Raw genomic sequence first — 20,855 nt, 5'->3', positions numbered from 1 at the left:
ACCCAAAGGGGAAAAAACAATGATAAGGAAAACACTTAAAGCCATTCTCATGGCTTCCGCTCTCTCGGCGGCAGTGTTTGCATCTGCTCCGGCTTTCGCTGCCGGAAAGCTGACCGTTTCGTCGCCGCAGGACCCGGGCAGCTGGGATCCGATCGACACTTTCCTCGTCAACTGGGCTTCTGTCGCCACCAATATTTTCGATGGTCTCGTCTATCGCGGACCGGACCTCAAGATCGTTCCGGCACTGGCAACCTCATGGGAAGAGCTGGATAACGGCAAGCGGATCCGCTTCCATCTGCGTGAGAACGTCAAGTTCCATGACGGCGAGCCGTTCAATGCCGAAGCCGTCAAGTTCACCTTTGATCGCCTGCTCGGTGACGAGGGCGCGAAAGGCCCGCAGCGTTCCAACTATATCGCCATCGAGAAGGTGGAAGTCATCGACGACAAGACCGTCGATTTTCATCTGAAGGCGCCGGATCCTGTTCTAATCACCAAGCTGGCCGGTTATGGCGGCATGATCGTTCCGCCGAAATATATTCAGGAAAAGGGCGACGATTATTTCAACACCCATCCGGTCGGCACCGGACCGTTCAAATTCGTTTCCTATGAGCCGAAGGTTAACATCAAGCTTGAGGCGTTCGCCGATCATTGGGGCGGCGCACCGAAGCTTTCCGAACTGGAATATCGCTTCATCACCGAGCCTTCGACCGCTGTTGCCGAACTTCAGGCCGGTCGCGTCGATCTGGTCATTCCGCCGACCATTCCAATTGGAATGATCCCGACCATTCAGGGCGATCCGAAGCTGGAACTCGTCACCGCCTCGGGGCCAACAGTCTATGCCCTGCGCTTCAACACGGCTGACGGCATCACCAAGGACGAGCGCGTGCGTAAGGCGCTAATTATGGCTGTGGATCGCGACGCGATCATTCAGTCCATTCTGGCAGGTCAAGCAGAGCCGATTGCAAGTTTCCAGGGTTCGCTGTCCTTCGGCTTTGACCCGAACATGAAGCCGCTGCCTTACGACCCGGAAGGCGCAAAGAAGCTGCTCGAAGAAGCGGGTGTTCAGCCCGGCGCAAACGTGCAGATCGACGTGCGTGGTCAGGATGCAAGCTTCAATGAAGTGGCGCAGGCTATCGCAAGCTTCCTGCAAATGGTCGGCGTCAATGCAACCATCAAGCCTTATGACACCAATGTTCTGCTGAACGATATCATCCCGCAGGGCAAGACCGGCGCAATGTTCCAGCAGGCCTGGGGCGGCTGGACTTTCGACTACGATAACACCGCCTATTCCATGTACCATTCCGGTGAGAAGTGGAACCCGTACGACAAGGACGAAAAGCTCGACAAGATGCTGGAAGCGCAGCGCTCGGTTATTGATCGCGGCGAACGTGAAAAGCTCCTGCAGGAAATCGCGCATTACGCTGCCGACCGCGCACTGGAAATGCCGCTCTACAACCTCAAGGCAATCTTCGGCGTCAACAAGCGCGTGAAGAACTTCGTGCCGGTTCCCGACAGCCGCCTGCGCCTGACGGACGTCACTGTCGAGTAAGCAAGAATGACAATACGGCAAGCCGGATATGACCGGCTTGCCGCAGCATTTCGGAGGCGCACTGGTGGCCGGATTTCTGATCAAACGAATTTTGCAGGCGTTGTTCGTGCTTGTCGCGATGACGCTGCTTGTCGCTTTCGCGGTCCGCCTGACAGGCGATCCGGCATTGATGCTGACGCAAGGCGCGGGCAGCATCACCGAAGCCGATCTCGCGCGCATCCGCGAAGGTCTCGGTCTCAACCAGCCCTTCTTCGTTCAATACTGGCAGTTCCTCAAAGGACTGTTCACGATGGATTTGGGGCGTAGTTTCCTCGGTGGCACGCCGGTTTCAACGCTCGTCGCTGGCGCTCTGCCTGCCACGCTGATGCTGGCCTTTGCCTCGCTGTTCGTTTCCATCGTGATTTCCGTTCCACTTGGTATCAAGGCTGCGGTGTCGCGTGGAAAATGGGCCGATCAGCTCATCCGAATCTGTTCGCTGGTTGGCCTGTCCTTTCCGAATTTCTGGCTGGCGACCATGCTGGTGCTACTGTTCGGTATTTCGCTGCAATGGCTGCCCCCAAGCGGCATGAGCGGCATTGCAAGCTTCATCATGCCAGCGCTCACCATGGGCATCATCCTGACTGCGACCAATGTCCGCCTCGTGCGCACGTCGATGCTGGAGACGCTGCAATCGCAATATATCATGGTGGCGCGCGCCAAAGGGCTGAGCGAGAACAAGGTTCTCTACAAGCATGCGCTGCGCAATTGCGCCATCCCGCTGATCACCTATCTCGGCCTTCAGTTTGGCGGACTTCTCGGCGGTATCGTCGTGGTGGAGCGCGTGTTCAACTGGCCGGGCATGGGCACTCTTGCCTTCGACGCCGTCGCCGGGCGCGACTATCCTGTCTTGCAGGCCACCATTGCGATCCTTTCCATGCTGATCATCGGCGTCAATCTTCTCGTGGACATCGCCTATGGCCTTGTCGATCCGCGTATCCGCACGGAGTAGGACCCCATGGCAACCAAGACCTCATCCGTTCTGTTTTCGCGCTTTGCGAGCCTTGAATTCGTCGCCGGCGTTGTGCTGACTGGCTGCATATGTCTGGCCGTGATTTTCTCCGGCTATCTGTTTCCGGGCGGAGCCAACAAGATTGATCTTCTGGCGCGCCTGACGCCGCCTTTCGTCAATCCGGCACATATTTTCGGCACCGATCCACTGGGCCGTGACGTGCTGGCGCGTGTCGTCACCGGCGGCAAGATTTCGCTGTTTGTCGGTTTCGTTTCGGTGATCGGCTCCGTGGTCATCGGCACGATCATGGGTCTCGTCGCCGGCTATTATCGCGGCTTCTGGGATATGGCGCTGATGCGCTTTGTCGATGTACAGCTTGCCATGCCGTTTATCCTGCTCGCCATCACCGTCATGGCCATTCTGGGCGGCGGTTTGTTCAACACCATCATTTTGCTGATCGTCTCGCAATGTGTGCAATATGCGCGACTGGTGCGCGGCTCGGTGCTATCGTTGCGCGAGCGCGAGTTCATCCTGTCGGCCCGTGCTATTGGCGTGAAAGACTGGCGCATCATCTTCCAGCACCTGCTGCCAAACCTGCTTGGTCCGGTCATCGTGCTGATGACGCTCAATGTGGCCAACAATATTTTGCTGGAATCGAGCCTGACCTTCCTCGGCCTTGGTGTTGATCCGACCATTCCAAGCTGGGGCGGCATGCTGGCTGATGGCCGCACCTATCTCCAGACCGCATGGTGGGTGAGCATATTCCCGGGCCTCGCCATTCTCTTCACCGTGCTTGGCCTCAATCTCCTTGGCGACTGGCTGCGTGACAGCCTCGACCCAACCGGCAGGACTTCCCGATGAGCGTGCTTTTTGAGAAAACCTATCCCCGCACCGTTCATGCGCTCGTAGAGCACTTTCTGAAACCGGAAATGCGCGGCGCGCAGGTAGAAGCCTGGCTGTTCGACGACCAGCCGAGCCGCTTTGCTGCAGAAGCGAAGCTGCGCGAGGCAGGTGTCGAGGCACGGCTGCGTTCGGCTTACAAACCGCTCCTGCATTTCTTTCTGGAAGAAGTTGACGGCTCGGCGGTGAAGTCGGCTGCGATCCGATATCCTCGTCATGATGCCTGTGTGCAGAACCGTTTCCTGCTCGAAACCTATCCCTTGTCGGCGTTGCTGCCGGAGGCGGAAGTGACTTTCGCGGCTTCGGGCAAAGACGATTTTCATTATGACGTCGATCTGGTCTTTGTGGATGGCCATAGCGAGGGTCATCGGGTTTTCGCGCCGAACCGCGTGCATGTGGATTTCATCGGCGAAACGCTGGTGTCGCCAACCGGCTGGCTAACCGTCACGCAAAATGGCAAGACCGAAAGCGCGCGCTATGAGACATCCTATGAGAAGCTGTTTCATGACACGGTCTCGACCATCGCGGCCCATGACTGGAAGCGCGGCGAACCCTATTTCGATGAGCTGAACATCGCTGTTAGTCTGCCGATCACCGACCGCCGCCTGCCTTACGATGAAGAAACGCTGAGCCTCACCGAAGCCATACACGAGGATATATATTTCTCGTTGCTCGAGGTTTTTCAGAAAAAGTCCGGTCGGCCGGTTGGCGACCGTGGCTTGCAACCGGGCCAGATTGTACCGGAAGTCCGTTTTCGCGATGCCGAACCGTCAGTCAAAGTGGAAACGCGGCCGCTTTTCACCGATGATGCGCTGACGGCAGAACAGGTCTTGGAGACGGCGCAAGCGCCGCTTTCCGCCGATCAGATACGCCGTGAAATCGCCAGATTGGGCGGTGAGCCATTCGACGCCAAGACCCGCTCTGGCAGAACGGTGCGCGCGACGTATCGCAAGGGCAGCGATGCCGCGATGATGATCAGCGCCGGGCAGCACGCCAATGAAACGACGGGCGTTGTCGGGGCGTTGCGCGCGGCCAACAGGCTTGCTGCGCGCGAAGGCGCGCATTTCACGATTTCCCCGCAGGAAAACCCGGACGGATACGAGATACACAAACGGCTTTGCGCACTTCAGCCGCATCACATGCATCACGCGGCGCGCTATACGGCGTTGGGCGACGATTTGGAATATCGCAATGGCGAGGGACTTTATGAAAAGGCCATTCGCGTTGAGGCGGAAAAGCGGACGGACGCAAAACTGCACGTCAACCTGCACGGTTATCCGTCGCATGAATGGACGCGCCCGCTATCCGGCTATGTCCCCCGTTCCTTTGCCATGTGGACCCTGCCGAAGGGCTTTTTCCTGATCATTCGCCATCATGCTTCCTGGGAAAGCCAAGCGGAAGAACTGATTGACCGTGTGACGAAACACCTGGCTGCGATTGATGGATTGGTCGCTTATAACAACGCTCAGATCAGGCTTTTCGAGCAACATGCAGGCGAAACCGGTTTCCGCATCATCAACGGTTTCCCGTGCCTCGTCGGGGTTGATGACCGGCACACCGTACCGCTGACGCTGATCACCGAATATCCGGACGAGACGGTTTATGGCGATGCGTTCGTCAAAGGGCATACGGCGCAAATGGAAACCGTGCTGGCATCATATGATGCTTTGCAAGCACTGTTTCCTTCGGATGCAGTTGCTTAAAGATAATAGACGCCAATACGTTTGCCACTGATGATTTCGACGGCAATCTCCATCTCATAAATGTCTGTAAGGATTTCCGAATGAATGAGTTCATCCGGACTTCCCTGATGTACCACCTTGCCGTGGCGCATGGCGACTATATGGTCGGAATAGCATGATGCGAAATTGATATCGTGCAGAACCAGAACGACAGTCTTGCCAAGTTCGTCTGCAGCGCGTCGCAACAGCTTCATCATTGAAGCGGAATGCTTCATATCAAGATTGTTAAGCGGTTCGTCCAGCAGTACATAATCCGTGTCCTGGCAGAGCACCATTGCCACGAAGGTACGCTGGCGCTGTCCGCCGGAGAGCTCATCCAGAAAACGTCCACTCAGATCGCCAAGGCCAAGATAGCTGATGGCCTCTTCGACATGTTTTCGATCATCGTTGTTCGGTCGGCCTTTGGAATAGGGATAACGACCGAAGGTTACGAGATCATACACGGTCAAGCGGGAGCTAATCGCGTTTTCCTGCCGCAGTATCGAGAGCCGCTTTGCTAACACATCACCGGATGTCATTGAAACGTCGAGCCCGTCCACGGTCACGCGGCCCGTGTCCATTGGCAGGAGACGGCTCATCATCGAGAGTAGTGTTGATTTCCCCGCTCCGTTCGGTCCTATGATAGAGGTTATGCCGCAAGCTGGCAGTTTCAGGGTTACATCATCGACGACAAGTGTGCCGTTGTAGGATTTGCTTACCTGGCTGATTTCTATCAACGCGCGTGCCCCCTGACGAGAAGGATGATGAAGACAAGGCCGCCCAGAAACTCGATAATGACGCTTAGTGCGGTGTTGAACGAGAAAACACGTTCAAGAATGGTCTGTCCGCCGACTATGCAGAGGATTGCAAGCAAGATGGCTATAGGCAAGATAAACCGGTGTTTTGCCGAACCGGCAAGCATGTAAGCCAGATTAGCGACGAGAAGACCAAAAAAGGTAATAGGGCCGACCAATGCGGTAGACACGGAAACCAGCACGGTGACCACGAACAGGATCTTGCGCACGATGGGCTGATGATCGACACCCAGATTGATTGCCGGATCTCGCCCGAGAGACAGGACATCAAAAACGTATATGAAGCGCAGACCGTACAGCGAAATCGCAGCGACAATGACCACCGATATGATCAGGATGTCGCTATTGATGGTGTTGAAACTGGCGAAGAAGCGGTCTTGAAGGACAGCGAAAAGATTTGGATCAAGCATCCGCTGCATCAAGTTGGAAATGCTGCGGAAAAAGACTCCGCAGACAATACCGACGAGCATCACGAGATGCAGGCTACGCGCCGCTCCCGAGAAGAGCCAGTAATAGAGCGTACCGGCAAAAACCGCCATGATGGCGGTTTCAGCTAGAAACCGAACATTTGGCCCCAGCCAGTCGATCTGAACGGCACCGAAGAAGAAGACCACCAACGTCTGGATCAGAATATAGAGTGCATCGAACCCCATGATTGATGGGGTCAGGATACGGTTGTTTGTGACGGTCTGGAACAATACTGTTGAAACAGCAACCGAATATGCAACCAATATCATGGCTGCAAGCTTGGTGCCGCGGAAGGACAGGATAAACGACCAGCTTCCCTTTGCGCCGATTGTCATGAATGCCGTCACTGCAAGCAAAGTGAGTACGCACAGCAGCGGAAGGATCAGGGTAGGACGTTTAAGCAAGGCGTGAACCTCGCCGCAACAACAGGTAGAGGAAGATTGCACTTCCTACGACCCCCATCATGGTGCCAATAGGAATTTCGTACGGGAAACGAACCAACCGCCCGACGATGTCACATGCAAGAACAAGTCCCGCGCCGAGAACTGCCACCCATGGCACCGCGCGCCGCATATTATCACCTATGAACATGCTGACAACATTCGGGACGATAAGACCGAGAAACGGTATCATTCCGACTGTCACAACGACTGATGCGCTAACCATCGAAACAATAACGAGGCCAAGCGTAACCACGCGCCGGTAATTTAGGCCAAGATTGGTAGTGAAATCCTCACCCAGTCCCGCAACAGTGAAGCGGTCGGCGGCGATATAGGCAACAACGGTCAGGAAGAATGCAAGCCACAAGAGTTCGTAGCGTCCACGGAGAACACCGGAAAAATCTCCGGTCGTCCAGGAATTGAGCGATTGTAGGAGATCGAAGCGGTAAGCGATGAAAGTAGTTATCGCACTGACGACGCCGCCGAGCATAATGCCGACCAATGGCACCACAAGTACGGACCGCAACGGAATTGCCCGGAGAATGCGAAGGAAGAGGGCGGTTCCGGCAAGCGCTGTCAAAGAAGCAACCAGCATTTTTCCGATTACAGGCGTTTCCGGCGCAAACAATATGACCAGAAGAATGCCAAGACTGGCAGATTCCACTGTACCGGCCGTTGATGGTTCAACGAAACGGTTGCGTGTCAGCATTTGCATGATCATGCCCGAAACAGCCATGGACATGCCCGCCAAGATGATTGCAAGGGTGCGTGGAATACGGCTGATGAGCAGAATTTCGGTTGCGCGGTCGGTACTTCCGGTTCCGAAAAGTGTGCCCAGAGACACATCGCTGACACCGATAAACAGGCTGATGACAGCCAGTACGGCAACAACGGCTATGGCTGCTGCAAGTCCCTTCACGCCCATTTCCTGTTCTATTGCCTGATCGCGAATTCGGGCCATCTGTGGATGGCCCGACCGGATTGGGTTTGGAAAGCTGTTACTTCGCTTTGTCGAAAGCCTGTGAAAGCTGATCGATCGTGCCGTGAAGCGCGCCGAGGCCACCGCCGATCAGATACCAGTTCTGAGCGTTCAGATAGACGAGCTGATCTTTTTTCCAGGCATTGGTCTGGTGCACGAGTTCGTTATCGAGAACCTGCTTGGCTGAATTGCCTTCACGACCAATGGCGGCATCGCGGTCAATGACAAACAGCCAGTCGGGATTGGTTTCGAGGATGAATTCCGAACTGATGGGCTGGCCATGATTGCCGATTGAAAGATCGGGTGCTGCAGGCTTGACCCCAAAGCTGTCATGCAGGACGCCGAAGCGCGAACCTGGGCCATAAGCGCTGATCTTGCCGCCGGACGTGAGGATCAGGAGGCCGGCGCCCTTGTTGGCGGCCTTTTCTTTCAACGCAGCAAGTGCGGCATCAAGCTTCTCGGCTTCTGCCTTCGCTTCTGCTTCCTTCCCGAAAATCTGGCCAAGTTTCTCGACGTTGGCTTCCGTATCGGCGATGAAATTCTTCGCGTTGGTCGTCAGATCGATGGTGGGAGCAATTTTTGAAAGCTCACCATATTTTGCGGCCGAACGACCCGCTACGATGATCAGGTCCGGTTCTGCTGCATTGACGGCTTCATAGTCCGGTTCGAACAATGTGCCGATTTTAGCATAATCGTCGCTCTGATATTTCTTCAGATATTCGGGGAAGGATATGCCGCTTGGAACACCCGTTACCTTGACACCAAGACGGTCCAAATTATCGAGAGTGCCGAGATCGAAAACCAATACCTTTGCCGGTGAGGCTGGCACCACTGTCTCACCCTGAGCATGCTTGATGGTTAGATCCGCAGCATTTGCAGTTGCAGCAATGCCCATCGCCATGATGGCGGCACCACACAAGCGTGTAACCTGTTGAGCGATATTCAGCATGGTTTTCGATCCTTTCATCAATCCTGTGCTTTACAGTCAAGTATCTTCTCCGTCAAAGACAGAGAGACAAAATTCAGTTGTTTTTTGCCTCGGGGTTTTGTCCGAGCAGAATGAAATTGAGGCTGTCTCCAACGGTGAGCGGGATCATCGAGCCGTGGCTTTCATCCTCGAAACGATGAAAGGCAGCATCCATCCGCGGTAATTCTGAAAGCTCTTTGAAGACATCTGAACCGGAAGGTCCGCCACGGAGTTTTTTAAGCCGTTCATTGTCCTGCTTCGTCTGACCGGGGCGACTCCCACGCTTGCCGGAAGTTTCTATGAGCAAACGGATCGGACGAGGGGCATCCTTGAAACGCGTGATGAACTGATCTTTATCGTTTAAAATTGAGCGGTCATTCCACCAGATTGACGGGTCTGCCGCACTATAGCTCTGGAAGGAATCCGTGTGGCTGAACAGAGCATAAAGGGTGAACAATCCGCCCAGAGAGTGGCCGAACAGAGCCTGTCGGTCTTTGTCGACGTTGAAACGCTTTTCGATTTTGGGCTTCACCTGATTGTTTATGAAATCGAAGAAGGCATCCCGTCCTCCAGTATTCGGCACATTGAAGTGAACCGGGATCAAGTCGGCAGGCGTCGAAGGTGTAAGGTCAAAATATCTCAGGCGAACAATTTCCTCCTGATCGTCCGTCGGGTAGCCGATACCGACAAATACAGCCTTTAGGGCGGGGTTTTCTGCCATGAGTTTTGCCGCGATCGGCAACATGCGATTGCCGTCGACCATGTATACGACAGGATAACCGCCTTCGGGCGCAGTCTCTTTCGGCGCAGCGGTGAATATACGATAGGCGATGCCGTTAGCTTCCAGATCAAAGGACGAAGTGACAGGCCCGGCAGCCTGCACGCTGGAAGTTGTAAGTATCCCTGCCATTATCAGGCACACCTTTTTTACGATATTCGTCAGTACGCCCATATGAGCATCCATTCAGGGAAAAGGCGCCCGGCATCGCTGGCAGGCGTCTTGTTGTTGCGATCCTAGAAGCGGGAGGTCATACCGACCCAGAGGCGGCGACCGTCGACGACTGTATTGAAGTCGTCTACATCGATCTTCTTGTCGAAGATGTTGTAAACGGCAGCGTTCAGGGTGACATTCTCGCTGAAATCGTATGAACCGCCGATATCGAAGGTCGCATAGGGCTTGTATTTGCGAGCGATCACCTTGCCGTTTCTGTAGACTGGCTCACCGGCTGTTCCGATACGTGCGCCGGCATTGGTTTCTTCGCCGTGGTAATTACCGGCAGCCCATGCACTCAAGCCTTCAACCGGCGTTATCCAATCTGCGCGCAAGCTGGCCATGTGCTTGGGCGTACGCGTTAGCGGCAATCCTTTATAATCACCTGTCTGCTGTTCCGAGTCCGTATAGGTATAATTGCCGCGTACGGTAATTGTGTCAGTTGCTTCCCAGTTGAGGGTCAACTCCACACCTTGCATGACGGCTTCATCGATGTTGAAACTGTACCAGAGACGATAGTTCGGATCTTCGCTCCAGCGAACCGGATTGCCGTTGGCGTCCGTCACTAATGCGTTGCTGATCTTGTCCTTGAAATCTGTGTAGAAATAAGTTGCGCCAAGACGAAGCCCGGACTGGTTGTCCCAGAGGACACTGGCTTCATAGCTTGTGCTTTTTTCGGGCTGCAGGTCCGGATCACCGATGATCACACCGCAGGTGCCGTCCGGTCCGTAGGAGCAACCTGCGCCGCCCGTTGTATAAGCATAGCCCGGAGCGATTGTGCGCAGTTCCGGTGCACGGAAGCCGGTGGAAATACCGCCTTTAAACGTTAGTTGTTCAGTCGCGTGCCAGACGGCATAGCCGCGGGGGCTGAAATGTGAGCCGTAAATTTGATGGTCATCCATACGCAGTCCGCCCGTCAGGGCGAAATCCGGTGTGATCCACCATTCGTCTTCAGCAAAGAGGGCCCACTGGCGAACACTGAACTCCTCGTCCAAGCCGGTACGGCGTCCTGGATTCTGGTCGGTTAGCACCGATTGTGTGAACTGCCCACCGGTTACGAGTGTGTGATTGCCGTAGAATTCGAACGGTGTTGTGAACTTGCCATCGAGCACTGAATTGCGGATATGCGGCGAACGCAGATTCTCGACGTAGCTCTTAGTCTTGTTATCCCAGTTGAAATTGGTGCGTTCGGCCCACTCCTGCTGGAATGAGAATTCCGATGTGGTCGGTCCCCAGCGGCCAGTATGGCTGATCGACCAATGATCGCGGTCATTATAATTGTAGGAGTCCGAGCCTGATGCCGCCGTGTTGCCAACAGTCGCGTCGCGGCGGAGGCGAGTCTTGCCCAATTCGAGCATGATATCATGATCTTCATTAGGCGTAAGGGTGATGCGCCCGGTAATATCGATGTCTTTCTGTTCAGGCGTACCACTGACGATATTATCTTCCTGGCGCTTGAGACCGCGTCCCCAGACCTGAACACCGACAAGGTTCGGGACCAACGGCCCGGTCATGTAATAGGACCCCTGCAACGAATTCCCGAATTTGGAATGCTGCTGAACCGTGCCATCGACAGAGAACGAACCGCTCCACGTATCGGATACTTTTTTGGTGATCACGTTGATGACACCGCCCATAGCGTCCGATCCGTAGAGCGAAGACATAGGGCCGCGAATGACTTCGATCCGTTCTATGGCATTAGCAGGCGGCAAGAAGCTCTGTTCAAAGCCCGAGTTTCCATTGGTACGTGCATCACGCGTGCTTTGGCGCTTCCCGTCAACGAGCAGTAGAGTATAAGAGCCGGGGAGACCGCGAATATAGATGTCGCGTTCGGCAGCAGGGCCGGTAACAGCTACGCCCTGAACATCTTTCAAAGCGTCGGTCAGATCGCGATAGGCGCCTTTTTCCAACTCTTCACCAGGAACCACCGTGATACTCGCCGGAGCGTCAGTGATATTCTGCTCGAACCCGGTTGCAGTGACGACGATCTGGTTGAGCTTGACGGCACCATCGGCGGTTGTTTCGATGCCCGCTTCTGTTGCCGATGACTTTTTCTTCTTAGCGCTGGCTTCGTCTGAAGTTGCCTCTTCTGCGGCGTTGGTTGCCGTTTGCGCGATCGCAATCGTTTCGCCCAGGAGTAGTGCTGTGGAAAGACAGGTCCCGGCAAGAAACGCTCTATAAATGAGCGGTTTGCTGGCCAAACGCCTGTTTTGTGTACCGTCGGCCCACAATCCCCGAAACAAGCTGGTCATTTTCGTCACCGTTTAAAGTTGAGTTTTCAACTCTCCTTATGTATGCCAGTAAGGTGACGTCAATCGTCATGTTTTATAAGCGTTCTAAGTTTCAAAAATCGCAAATGAGCGAGCAAGAAAGCGATGTCAGGCAAGCAAGTGAAAACGCAGCAACAAACGGGGAAGAGCGAGAATGAAAGCCTTCGTTTGGGGCAATTGCGCCTGCTGATCGCGCTTGATGCACTTCTTGTGGAAGGCAGTGTTGGCGGTGCTGCCAAGCAGATGGGTCTAAGCATTGCTGCTATGAGCCGACTGCTTGGCCAGATTCGCGAAAAGTTCAATGATCCCATTCTGGTTCGTTCCGGTCGAAGCATGATAGCGACGCCGAAAGCCGAAGCCTTGCGTGGACGTCTGCGGCGGCTAGCGAATGAAGCCGAAACGCTGTTGAACCTAGACCTGACCGAATTGCCGAAATCGACTTGTACCGGACACCATGGGTGGAAGCGAAGCGCCATTACGGCGCCGCCTCCGCTAGGCATTCGTAAGATCGTAGAGCTCGAAAACCATCCAACACCAGAACAGCTCGCCGCACAATTCGCGAACATTCAGGGTGAGAACGATCCGGTCAGAAGGCTTGCAAAATACATCGCTGTTGTCGGGCGGAAGGTCGGGCATACCCGTCCTCTCGAAATGTCGGAAGCCGAGGATGCATTCACGACAATCTTTACGGGTAACGCCGATCCGATGCAGATCAGCGCATTGCTTCGGCTCATTCATTATCGCGGAGAAACTGCTCCGGAACTTGCAGGCATGGCGCGTGCGGCGAGACGAATTTATTCGGTGGATCCGGGATTGAACATACCGGCACTGGATTGGCCAGCCTATCTGTCACCGAACTCCATGCAGTCGCCCTGGTTCATGCTTTCGGCCTTGCTTGTAGCAAGAGCCGGTTATCCCGTTGTTCTGCATGGCAACTGCGGCACAGGCGAAGTCTCGGGCAAGCTTGAGATGGCGGCTGAAGCCATCAACCTACCGATTGCAACATCGCATTCGCTGGCGGAGAGTGCTTTGAGAGCACACGGTATCTGCTTCATGCCGATGGCTGGTTTTGCGCCCCAGATTCACGCGTTGTTTGCGCTTTATCCATTATTCGAGTCACGCTCATCGATGAATAGCCTTGTCCATCTGCTGAATCCGATGAGTCTCAAAGCATCATTTCTTGGTGTTACGCAACCTACATATCGCGAATTGCACCGCGATGCGGCTGTGCTGCTTGGCACGCCGTCGATTTCGGTTGTTTCAACCAGTCGTGATGTTGCCGAGTTGGTTCCACACAGAACGCATACGATCTACAGGCTTCTCGAGGGACACGAAACGGAAATGTTGCTTCCCACGCTCTCCAGAGAGAGCAGCGACAAGCATTCCAATTTCAGTTCATTCGAATATTGGTATGGTGTCTGGTCCGGTGCAGCCGTGGATAAGCGTGCAGAAAATACAATCGTCGCCACGGCAGCTATGGCGATGATGACGGCGGTCTCTGCCGAAAACGAAAGCCACGCGCAGTTCTTTGAGAGAGCTGAAGAACTTTGGCGCAATCGCCATAACCGAGCAGTGGCATGATGTGCAAGTAGCTGCGACTAAGGAACTCAAAACTGTTTTACGTTTGAAAAATTTGAAAAAGCTTTCCCTGCGATCATCAAGGACGGCAAGTCCATGCTTTGTCCACTAAATTTATAGGCTTTATCTTCTCTCCATAAGTTCGATTGCAACAGGGGAGCTTCGATGGTCAATCAAGTGTTCGGCAACGCGGGAACGTCGATTTTCGAGGCTATGTCACGGCTCGCCGTCGAGTGTGGAGCCATCAATCTGGGGCAGGGGTTTCCAGAAGGCTTTGAACCTGACGAACTTCTTGATGCGGCCGCTCGTGCTCTTCGTGAAACCTCACAACAATATCCACCCATGATGGGCCTGCCGGTTCTTCGTCGGGCTGTCGCAGAAAACACTAGACGGTCTTTCGGTCTCGACGTTGATTGGGAAAAGGAAGTTCTGGTGACCTCCGGAGCGACGGAAGCTCTGGCCGATACGTTTCTGGCACATCTGGATACTGGCGACGAGGTTATTTTGTTCGAGCCGGTTTACGATGCTTATGCAACACTTATCCGGCGTGCTGGCGGGAAAGTGGTGCCGGTGCGATTGAGACCACCTCATTGGGAATTGCCGCGAGGTGAACTGGTAAAAGCAATCTCTCCTCGAACCAAACTCATTGTCGTCAATACGCCGATGAACCCAATCGGCAAGATATTCGATCCAGATGAGCTGGATTTTCTCGCCGAGCTCGCGATCAAGCGTGACCTTTTGATTGTTTCGGATGAGGTCTACGAACATCTCGTGTTCGATGGTCGCCCATTTTATTCTATGTTCGGTGTCGAGAAAGTCCGCGACCGTGTCGTGCGAATTGGCTCCGCCGGAAAGAGCTTTTCATTGACGGGATGGAAGGTCGGCTATGTGACAGCACCCACGAAGCTTCTAGCGCCGATTGCACGTGCCCATCAGTATGTCACTTTCGCCACGCCGCCGGCATTGCAGTCGGCGATTGCCGTTGGGCTTTCGTTACCTGATAGCTACTTCATTGAGCTCAGGGCATCGCTGGCATCGCGGCGGGATCTTCTGGTTGATGGACTGAAATCTGCAGGTTTTGATGTCGTGGCGGTCCCTGCCACCTATTTCGTAGCGGCCGATATAGAGGCGCTCGATCCAGAAGGCGATGATCTCGATTTTTGTCGACGGTTGACGCTTGAAGCAGGTGTAACCCCGGTTCCCATCTCATCTTTTTATGGTGCGCGCGATGTGCGCAGCCATGTCCGTTTCTGTTTCGCCAAGCGCGAAGAAACGCTGCTTGAGGCCGTTTCACGGTTGGTTCGCTGGACCAATAAGCACAATTGGCGCGCCGCATCATAGGCGCGTTCGGAAATCACTACAGGGAAAACAAGATGCATTCAGTTTCATTTTTGCGTGGTGCAGTCACCGCAGCACTCTTTTCAGTGCTCGTCGCTTCACCAGCGCTCGCGGAAAAAATCCGGTTTGGTGTGACGTCGGGACCGCATGCGGAAATCGCCGCAGCACTCGCGCCCGTTGCCAAGGCAAAGGGGCTGGATATCGAGATTGTGGAGTTTTCGGACGGCGCACTGATCGACCCGGCAACAAATGACGGCGATCTCGACGCCAATGGCTTTCAGCATACGCCTTATTTCGATCAGCAGAACAAGGATCGAGGTCTCAACCTTGTGTCCGTTGGTGGACGCACGGTGTTGCTGCCGATGGCTGGTTACTCGCGCAAGTACAAATCTCTTGCTGAATTGCCTGAGGGGGCGCAAATTTCTGTCCCCAACGATCCCAGCAATGCGGGTCGCGCCTTGAAGCTTCTTGAAGCAGGCGGGGTTATCAAGCTGACGCCGGGTGTGACTTTCAATGCAACTGAACTCGATATTGTCGATAATCCGAAGAAGGTCAAAATCATTCCGATGGAAACAGCCCAGCTTCCGCGCTCGCTGGAAGACGTGGATTTTTCCGTTATCACTTCCCATTTTGCACTGAGTGCCGGGTTGGTTCCGACCCGTGATGCGATCCTGATCGAAGACCAGCTATCCGATTATTTCTGCCTGCTCGCTGTTGCAGAAAAGAACAAGGATGCCCACTGGGTCAAGACGTTGGTCGAAGCCTATAAGTCTCCTGATGTCAAAGCCTTCATCGAGAAGAAATTCGATGGCAACATCATAGCGGGTTGGTGAGATGAACGTGCTGGTGCGGAGCGAATCTGTGTCGAAAGTGGTGCCGGACGAAACGGGTTCGGTTCCGCCAATTATCGACATACGCTCGCTGACAAAAACCTATGATGAGAAGGCTGGGGCGGTTATCGATGATGTCTCGCTCAAAATCACGAGGGGAACAATCCATGGCATCATTGGTCGTTCTGGTGCTGGAAAAAGTACGCTCGTGCGCTGCCTGAACGGTCTTGTGCATCCAAGCAAAGGAGAAATCTTTGTTTCAGGACGTGAGATCACAACATTGCGTCAAGACGAATTGCGACAAGTTCGTCGTGAAGTATCAATGGTATTTCAGCACTTTAGTCTCCTGTCTTCACGAACTGCTTTTGGAAATATAGCGCTGCCGTTGGAGCTCGCAGGCATTGGTCGTAGCGCCATAAGAACTCGGGTGAACGATCTGCTCGATCTGGTGGGCCTAAAGGGAAAGGCCGGTGCCTATCCATCGGAATTGTCTGGTGGTCAGAAACAGCGTGTGGGTATCGCGCGGGCATTGGCTCTGGAACCGAGCGTTTTGCTGTCCGATGAGGCGACATCGGCGCTTGATCCCGAAACCACAGAACAAATTCTTTCGTTATTGAAAGATATTAATCAGCGGCTGGGACTGACGATTGTGCTCATTACGCATGAAATGGATGTGGTGCGCCAAATCGCAGACCATGTGACGGTTCTTGATGGCGGCAAAGTCGTTGAAAGCGGAGCAACGTTCGACGTATTCGCCTTTCCGCAATCCCCTATCGCCCGGTCGTTTCTGGCAAGCATCGTCGCCCACGATTTACCGCCGGAAGTATCGCAGCGGTTGCTTCCACAACCTGCTGTCGGGTCAGACCCGGCCCTGCGTATCATATTTTCTGGTGAAGCCGCCCATGAACCGGTCGTTGCGACGCTCGTGAGACGCTTCGGGATAAATCCGAACATACTGCATGGGCGCATAGACTATATCGGTGGCAAACCTCTCGGCATCATGACACTCATTGCTGAGGGCGGTTCGGCCGATCTCGCGGACGTCTGCCATTATCTTTCTTCACTCAATCTTCATGGAGAGGTCATCGGTCATGTTGTCCGATCTGCTTCCACCGGCGCTCGTCGGGCTTTTGCTTGAATCGCTGAAGCAGACGGCCACTATGGTGGTCGCATCTGCCATTTTGTCCACTTTGATCGGCCTGCCGCTCGGTGTTGCACTTGTTGTCACCAGTCCGGGGCAGTTTCTTGAGCGCTCGGTTTTCAATCGCGTTGCAGGCACTATCGTCAATTTGGTTCGATCTACACCGTTTATCATTCTGATGGTGGCTATCATTCCGTTGACGCGTCTGATCGTAGGAACAACCGTTGGTACTTATGCTGCCGTCGTGCCGCTGACAGTGGCCATCACCCCTCTCTATGCACGTCTCGCCGAAACCGCGATGCGCGAAGTAGACCAAAGCCTGATTGAAGCCGCCGAAAGCATGGGCGCTACACCCATTCAGATCATCTTCAAGGTGCTGTTGCCTGAAGCGCTGCCCGGAATCATTGCAGGGCAAACGGTTACACTTGTCAGTCTCGTTGGATATTCTGCGATGGCAGGAACAGTTGGCGGTGGCGGTTTGGGCGATCTCGGAATTCGCTTCGGATATCAGCGCTTTATGCCGGAAGTTATGGTCGCTGTCGTCATCATTCTGGTTGCAATCGTGCAATCCATTCAGATCACGGGCGACCACGCCGCTCGTTTCGTCAATCACCGCGTGGCGCGCAGCCGTCGCTCACGCTGAGAGTTTTTCAGGAGGTTTCAATGACTATACACACCACGCCGATCAATCTGCCCTTGCTTGATTTATCCCGTTTCAACGGAAGTGTGGAAGAGCGCAGCAGTTTCATAGAGGAGCTTCGCCGGACGCTTCACGACCATGGCTTTTTTTACCTGACAGGGCATGGCGTCGATCCGAAACTTGTGAAAGACGTAGTTGCGACTGCAAAGAGATTTTTCGCGCTTCCTGCGGAAGAAAAACTCAAGATCGAAATGGTGAAATCATCCCATTTTCGCGGTTATAATCGTGCTGGTTTTGAACGTACCCGTGGCCAGCAGGATTGGCGCGAGCAGCTCGATATCAACACGGAATCGGAGCCCGCTGAGATTGTTCCCGATAGCCCGGCATGGAAGCGTCTGATCGGCCCGAACCAATGGCCGGAAGCATTGCCCGAACTTAAGCCTTTGCTGCTTGCCTATCAGGCTGAGGTCACGCGCGTTGGCATTGATATTCTGAAGGCCATTGCCGCGGCTTTGGGACAATCGGAAGACTTTTTCGCCCAAATTTATGAGCCGCATCCATCCCAACTCCTGAAGATTATCCGTTATCCGGGGCGCGACGTGGCGGAAAGCGAGCAAGGAGTGGGGGCACATAAGGACGGCGGTTTCGTTACCGTGCTGCTGCAGGATGTCGTCCCCGGCCTGCGTGTTCAGCGGGAAGATGGAGAATGGATTGATGCGCCCCCGGTTCCTGGCACTTTTGTTATCAATACGGGAGAATTGCTTGAACTTGCCACCAATGGGTTCGTGCGGGCGGATGTACACGGCGTTGTTGCACCTCCAGCTGGCGTGGAGCGCTTTTCCGTCGCCTTCTTCCTGGGTGCTCGATACGATGCAACTATTCCGGTTATAGATTTGCCGGATGAGTTGAAGACCAAGGAGCGCGGCGTCACAGTCGATGCGCTGAATCCAATCTTCCGGGAGGTCGGTGCAAATAATCTCAAAAGTCGCCTCCGGTCGCATCCAGATGTTGCGCGCGCTCATCATGCGGATTTACTGACGCCTGAACAATTGGGAGATCGCACAACCGGATCGGCATATTGAGAGATTGATCGTCTTTTCATGGCGCCACGATCGCGTGATCGTGGCGCATTGTTTAACCCATCCCTTGACGATTAAAGTGCGCTGGTCGCATAAGTCGCCAAGGAACGGGCCGGGGGTATGCCATTGATCCGCGTTTTCGTGGATCAAGCGACACTCTAACGAGTGACGCCGCTTATATTTCGCCGGATTGCAGAGATTTAAAAGCTGCGATTACTGGCAGGGCGGCGATGAGAGGGGAGGCAGTTCGGTGTCAGTTTTTGACGATTTGTCAGGAAAACGTTACGTCGTCTTTGCAAAAGTTTCGGCAAATTGATCGTACAGTTGTCATTTTGAACAATTTATCCCCTTTAAATTTAACAAATCCACGGCTTGATCAGTCAAAGCATCGATGGAAATCTCCCTTACCTTATATAAGCGTGACGTAGGGAGGGGATCGCTGAAATGCCTGTAATGCCCGAATTGTGTGCCGATACCATAGTATATAACGGTACGATCTGGTGTGGATATGAAGAGGGCACGGTCGAAGCCCTGGCTATCTGGCAAGGAAAGGTTCTTGCAACGGGTACACGGGACCAGATTTGGTCTTTGAAGGGCGACAATACGCGTTTGATCGATCTCAAAGGGCGCTTTGCGACGCCTGGACTGAACGACGCTCACCTGCATCTCATTTCCGTGGGACTGACACTCAAGTGGATCGACGCGACGCCGCAAGCGGCACCCACATTGCAAAGTTTGCTCGATGCCATTCGCGAACAGGCTGCTTCTGCACCTCCGGGGGCATGGATCAGGGCGCGCGGCTATGACCAGACGAAGCTCGATGTCGGTCGCCATCCGCATAAGTCGGAACTTGATGCTGTTGCTCCAAACAATCCCGTCATGGTGGTACGCGCATGCGGCCATGTTTCGATCTTCAATTCAAAGGCATTTGAACTGGCAGGTATTGACGAAAGTTCACCTGTGCCAGAGGGCGGGCTGATCGAGCAGAAAAATGGCACTCTGACTGGTATGGTTGCCGAGAATGCTCAAGGGGCTGTCCGCAAGGCTATCCCCAAGGCAACGACGGAAGAGATGATCGAGGCCATTGAGGCTGCGGGAAATCTGCTTCTTTCCTATGGCATAACCAGCGTCATGGACGCCGCTGTCGGTCAGGTCGCAGGATTCGATGAAATCCGCGCCTATAATCTCGCCAAGCTGGATAAGCGTTTGCCAGTGCGCACCTGGCTCGTGCTGCTCGGCGATCCGGGGCCTTCCATCGTAGAGGAATGCTATAATGCCGGTTTTGTGTCCGGCGTTGGTGATGACATGCTGACGGTCGGCGCTGTCAAGATTTTCCTCGACGGCTCTGCAGGCGGACGAACTGCATGGATGAGCAAGCCGTATCTCGGCGACGATAACAATATTGGTGTCCAGATATTGCCGGACGCGGAACTGGAAGCGCTGGTGCTGAATACCCATAAAAAGGGCTATCAACTGGCGTGCCATGCTATCGGCGACGCAGCCATCGGCCAGTTGATCACGGCGTATGAAAAGGCGCTCGCTGCTTATCCCGATCCAGATCGCCGCCATCGTATCGAACATTGCGGTTTCTCTACGGCGGAACAGCATGATCGGATGAAAAAGGCTGGCATTTATCCATGCCCACAGCAGGTCTTCATCTACGACTTTGGTGATGCCTACATTTCTGTTCTCGGCGAAGAGCGCGCAATTTCAAGCTACCCGCTGAAAACCTGGAAAGATCTGGGCTTCAAGCCTGCGACTGGCAGTGATTCACCGGTTTGTCATCCGAATCCCTACCCGAACATCTATTCGATGCTGACGCGCGAAACGGGCAAGGGAACAGTGATGGATGCTCGCGAATGCGTGACCATTGAAGAGGCCCTGCAGGTTTACACGGAGTTTGGTGCCTTCTCTCAGAAACTGGAGAATGTGAAGGGTAAGCTTGTACCTGGACAGGTTGCTGATATTGCGGTCTTTTCACGCAATATGCTCACCGCGAAGCCGGAAGAGATTCTCAACGACACGCATTGTGTTCTTACCGTGCGTGACGGTGAGGTCGTATTCGAACGGTCATGAAATACATGCTCCCGGTTTCCGGGGGCGATAAAAAGAATTGAAGCTAAACGCTTCGGGGCAATTTCGGGCAGCGAAGTTTCGGCAG

At 54.2% G+C, this 20,855-nt stretch carries 17 protein-coding genes; 11 read left to right on the top strand and 6 right to left on the bottom strand.

Features of this window, described 5'->3' with window-relative positions:
- Positions 1 to 19 precede the first annotated feature (19 nt).
- The 4 genes from MKS82_RS20785 to MKS82_RS20770 all read left to right on the top strand — a co-directional run bounded on the left by MKS82_RS20785 (position 20) and on the right by MKS82_RS20770 (position 5,140).
- Positions 20 to 1,549: an ABC transporter substrate-binding protein gene (locus MKS82_RS20785; protein ID WP_109986468.1), complete on the top strand. Its 1,530-nt coding sequence runs from the start codon at positions 20 to 22 to the stop codon at positions 1,547 to 1,549.
- 64 nt (positions 1,550 to 1,613) lie between these two features.
- On the top strand, positions 1,614 to 2,537 hold the full coding sequence (locus MKS82_RS20780) for an ABC transporter permease (RefSeq protein WP_109986641.1): 924 nt from the start codon (positions 1,614 to 1,616) through the stop codon (positions 2,535 to 2,537).
- A 6-nt stretch (positions 2,538 to 2,543) separates the two neighbouring features.
- Positions 2,544 to 3,398 carry an ABC transporter permease gene (locus MKS82_RS20775; RefSeq protein ID WP_109986469.1) on the top strand — a complete coding sequence of 285 codons (855 nt, stop codon included), beginning with the start codon at positions 2,544 to 2,546 and terminating at the stop codon, positions 3,396 to 3,398.
- Positions 3,395 to 5,140, top strand: a complete 1,746-nt coding sequence (locus MKS82_RS20770) for a peptidase M14 (protein ID WP_109986470.1) — start codon at positions 3,395 to 3,397, stop codon at positions 5,138 to 5,140. The genes MKS82_RS20775 and MKS82_RS20770 overlap by 4 nt, the downstream gene beginning before the upstream one ends.
- Here the strand turns inward: MKS82_RS20770 and MKS82_RS20765 are convergent.
- The 6 genes from MKS82_RS20765 to MKS82_RS20740 all read right to left on the bottom strand — a co-directional run bounded on the left by MKS82_RS20765 (position 5,137) and on the right by MKS82_RS20740 (position 12,070).
- A complete protein-coding gene (locus MKS82_RS20765) occupies positions 5,137 to 5,895 on the bottom strand; it encodes an iron ABC transporter ATP-binding protein (RefSeq protein WP_109986471.1) in 759 nt (252 codons plus the stop codon). The genes MKS82_RS20770 and MKS82_RS20765 overlap by 4 nt on opposite strands.
- Positions 5,892 to 6,845: an iron chelate uptake ABC transporter family permease subunit gene (locus tag MKS82_RS20760; RefSeq protein WP_109986472.1), complete on the bottom strand. Its 954-nt coding sequence runs from the start codon at positions 6,843 to 6,845 to the stop codon at positions 5,892 to 5,894. The genes MKS82_RS20765 and MKS82_RS20760 overlap by 4 nt, the downstream gene beginning before the upstream one ends.
- Positions 6,838 to 7,800 carry an ABC transporter permease gene (locus MKS82_RS20755; protein WP_109986642.1) on the bottom strand — a complete coding sequence of 321 codons (963 nt, stop codon included), beginning with the start codon at positions 7,798 to 7,800 and terminating at the stop codon, positions 6,838 to 6,840. The genes MKS82_RS20760 and MKS82_RS20755 overlap by 8 nt, the downstream gene beginning before the upstream one ends.
- A gap of 79 nt (positions 7,801 to 7,879) precedes the next feature.
- Positions 7,880 to 8,827, bottom strand: coding sequence for a siderophore ABC transporter substrate-binding protein (locus tag MKS82_RS20750; protein ID WP_419190967.1), 948 nt, complete (start codon positions 8,825 to 8,827; stop codon positions 7,880 to 7,882).
- 55 nt (positions 8,828 to 8,882) lie between these two features.
- Complete coding sequence (locus MKS82_RS20745) at positions 8,883 to 9,779, bottom strand: alpha/beta hydrolase (protein WP_109986474.1); 897 nt, start codon at positions 9,777 to 9,779, stop codon at positions 8,883 to 8,885.
- A gap of 62 nt (positions 9,780 to 9,841) precedes the next feature.
- The gene (locus MKS82_RS20740; RefSeq protein ID WP_109986475.1) at positions 9,842 to 12,070 is read right to left on the bottom strand and encodes a TonB-dependent receptor domain-containing protein; all 2,229 of its coding nucleotides are present in this window, start codon (positions 12,068 to 12,070) and stop codon (positions 9,842 to 9,844) included.
- Between the two features lie 123 nt (positions 12,071 to 12,193).
- Between MKS82_RS20740 and MKS82_RS20735 the strand changes: the two genes are divergently transcribed.
- From MKS82_RS20735 to MKS82_RS20705, 7 genes are all read left to right on the top strand, one after another.
- Positions 12,194 to 13,669 carry a glycosyl transferase family protein gene (locus tag MKS82_RS20735; protein WP_109986476.1) on the top strand — a complete coding sequence of 492 codons (1,476 nt, stop codon included), beginning with the start codon at positions 12,194 to 12,196 and terminating at the stop codon, positions 13,667 to 13,669.
- A 162-nt stretch (positions 13,670 to 13,831) separates the two neighbouring features.
- On the top strand, positions 13,832 to 15,007 hold the full coding sequence (locus MKS82_RS20730) for an aminotransferase (protein WP_109986477.1): 1,176 nt from the start codon (positions 13,832 to 13,834) through the stop codon (positions 15,005 to 15,007).
- A gap of 32 nt (positions 15,008 to 15,039) precedes the next feature.
- Positions 15,040 to 15,837: a MetQ/NlpA family ABC transporter substrate-binding protein gene (locus MKS82_RS20725; RefSeq protein ID WP_109986478.1), complete on the top strand. Its 798-nt coding sequence runs from the start codon at positions 15,040 to 15,042 to the stop codon at positions 15,835 to 15,837.
- Position 15,838: 1 nt separating this feature from the next.
- On the top strand, positions 15,839 to 16,972 hold the full coding sequence (locus tag MKS82_RS20720) for a methionine ABC transporter ATP-binding protein (protein WP_109986479.1): 1,134 nt from the start codon (positions 15,839 to 15,841) through the stop codon (positions 16,970 to 16,972).
- The gene (locus tag MKS82_RS20715) at positions 16,926 to 17,618 is read left to right on the top strand and encodes a methionine ABC transporter permease (RefSeq protein ID WP_109986480.1); all 693 of its coding nucleotides are present in this window, start codon (positions 16,926 to 16,928) and stop codon (positions 17,616 to 17,618) included. The genes MKS82_RS20720 and MKS82_RS20715 overlap by 47 nt, the downstream gene beginning before the upstream one ends.
- Before the next feature lie 20 nt (positions 17,619 to 17,638).
- Entirely contained in the window at positions 17,639 to 18,697 is a 1,059-nt protein-coding gene (locus MKS82_RS20710) for an isopenicillin N synthase family dioxygenase (protein ID WP_109986481.1), read from the top strand.
- A 450-nt stretch (positions 18,698 to 19,147) separates the two neighbouring features.
- The gene (locus MKS82_RS20705) at positions 19,148 to 20,770 is read left to right on the top strand and encodes an amidohydrolase (protein ID WP_445558100.1); all 1,623 of its coding nucleotides are present in this window, start codon (positions 19,148 to 19,150) and stop codon (positions 20,768 to 20,770) included.
- Positions 20,771 to 20,855 lie beyond the last annotated feature (85 nt).

Source organism: Ochrobactrum sp. A-1 (genome assembly GCF_022488005.1).
Taxonomy (GTDB): Bacteria; Pseudomonadota; Alphaproteobacteria; order Rhizobiales; family Rhizobiaceae; genus Brucella.
This window is presented reverse-complemented; position numbering and strand designations above follow the sequence as displayed.

What these genes read in the sequence shown, in the direction of transcription:
- MKS82_RS20785 (WP_109986468.1), top strand. Translation starts at nt 20, where the DNA reads ATGATAAGGAAAACACTTAAAGCCATTCTCATGGCTTCCGCTCTCTCG.
- MKS82_RS20775 (WP_109986469.1), top strand. Translation starts at nt 2,544, where the DNA reads ATGGCAACCAAGACCTCATCCGTTCTGTTTTCGCGCTTTGCGAGCCTT.
- MKS82_RS20770 (WP_109986470.1), top strand. Translation starts at nt 3,395, where the DNA reads ATGAGCGTGCTTTTTGAGAAAACCTATCCCCGCACCGTTCATGCGCTC.
- MKS82_RS20750 (WP_419190967.1), bottom strand. Translation starts at nt 8,827, where the DNA reads ATGAAAGGATCGAAAACCATGCTGAATATCGCTCAACAGGTTACACGC.
- MKS82_RS20745 (WP_109986474.1), bottom strand. Translation starts at nt 9,779, where the DNA reads ATGGGCGTACTGACGAATATCGTAAAAAAGGTGTGCCTGATAATGGCA.
- MKS82_RS20740 (WP_109986475.1), bottom strand. Translation starts at nt 12,070, where the DNA reads ATGACCAGCTTGTTTCGGGGATTGTGGGCCGACGGTACACAAAACAGG.
- MKS82_RS20735 (WP_109986476.1), top strand. Translation starts at nt 12,194, where the DNA reads ATGTCAGGCAAGCAAGTGAAAACGCAGCAACAAACGGGGAAGAGCGAG.
- MKS82_RS20730 (WP_109986477.1), top strand. Translation starts at nt 13,832, where the DNA reads ATGGTCAATCAAGTGTTCGGCAACGCGGGAACGTCGATTTTCGAGGCT.
- MKS82_RS20725 (WP_109986478.1), top strand. Translation starts at nt 15,040, where the DNA reads ATGCATTCAGTTTCATTTTTGCGTGGTGCAGTCACCGCAGCACTCTTT.
- MKS82_RS20720 (WP_109986479.1), top strand. Translation starts at nt 15,839, where the DNA reads ATGAACGTGCTGGTGCGGAGCGAATCTGTGTCGAAAGTGGTGCCGGAC.
- MKS82_RS20715 (WP_109986480.1), top strand. Translation starts at nt 16,926, where the DNA reads ATGTTGTCCGATCTGCTTCCACCGGCGCTCGTCGGGCTTTTGCTTGAA.
- MKS82_RS20710 (WP_109986481.1), top strand. Translation starts at nt 17,639, where the DNA reads ATGACTATACACACCACGCCGATCAATCTGCCCTTGCTTGATTTATCC.
- MKS82_RS20705 (WP_445558100.1), top strand. Translation starts at nt 19,148, where the DNA reads ATGCCCGAATTGTGTGCCGATACCATAGTATATAACGGTACGATCTGG.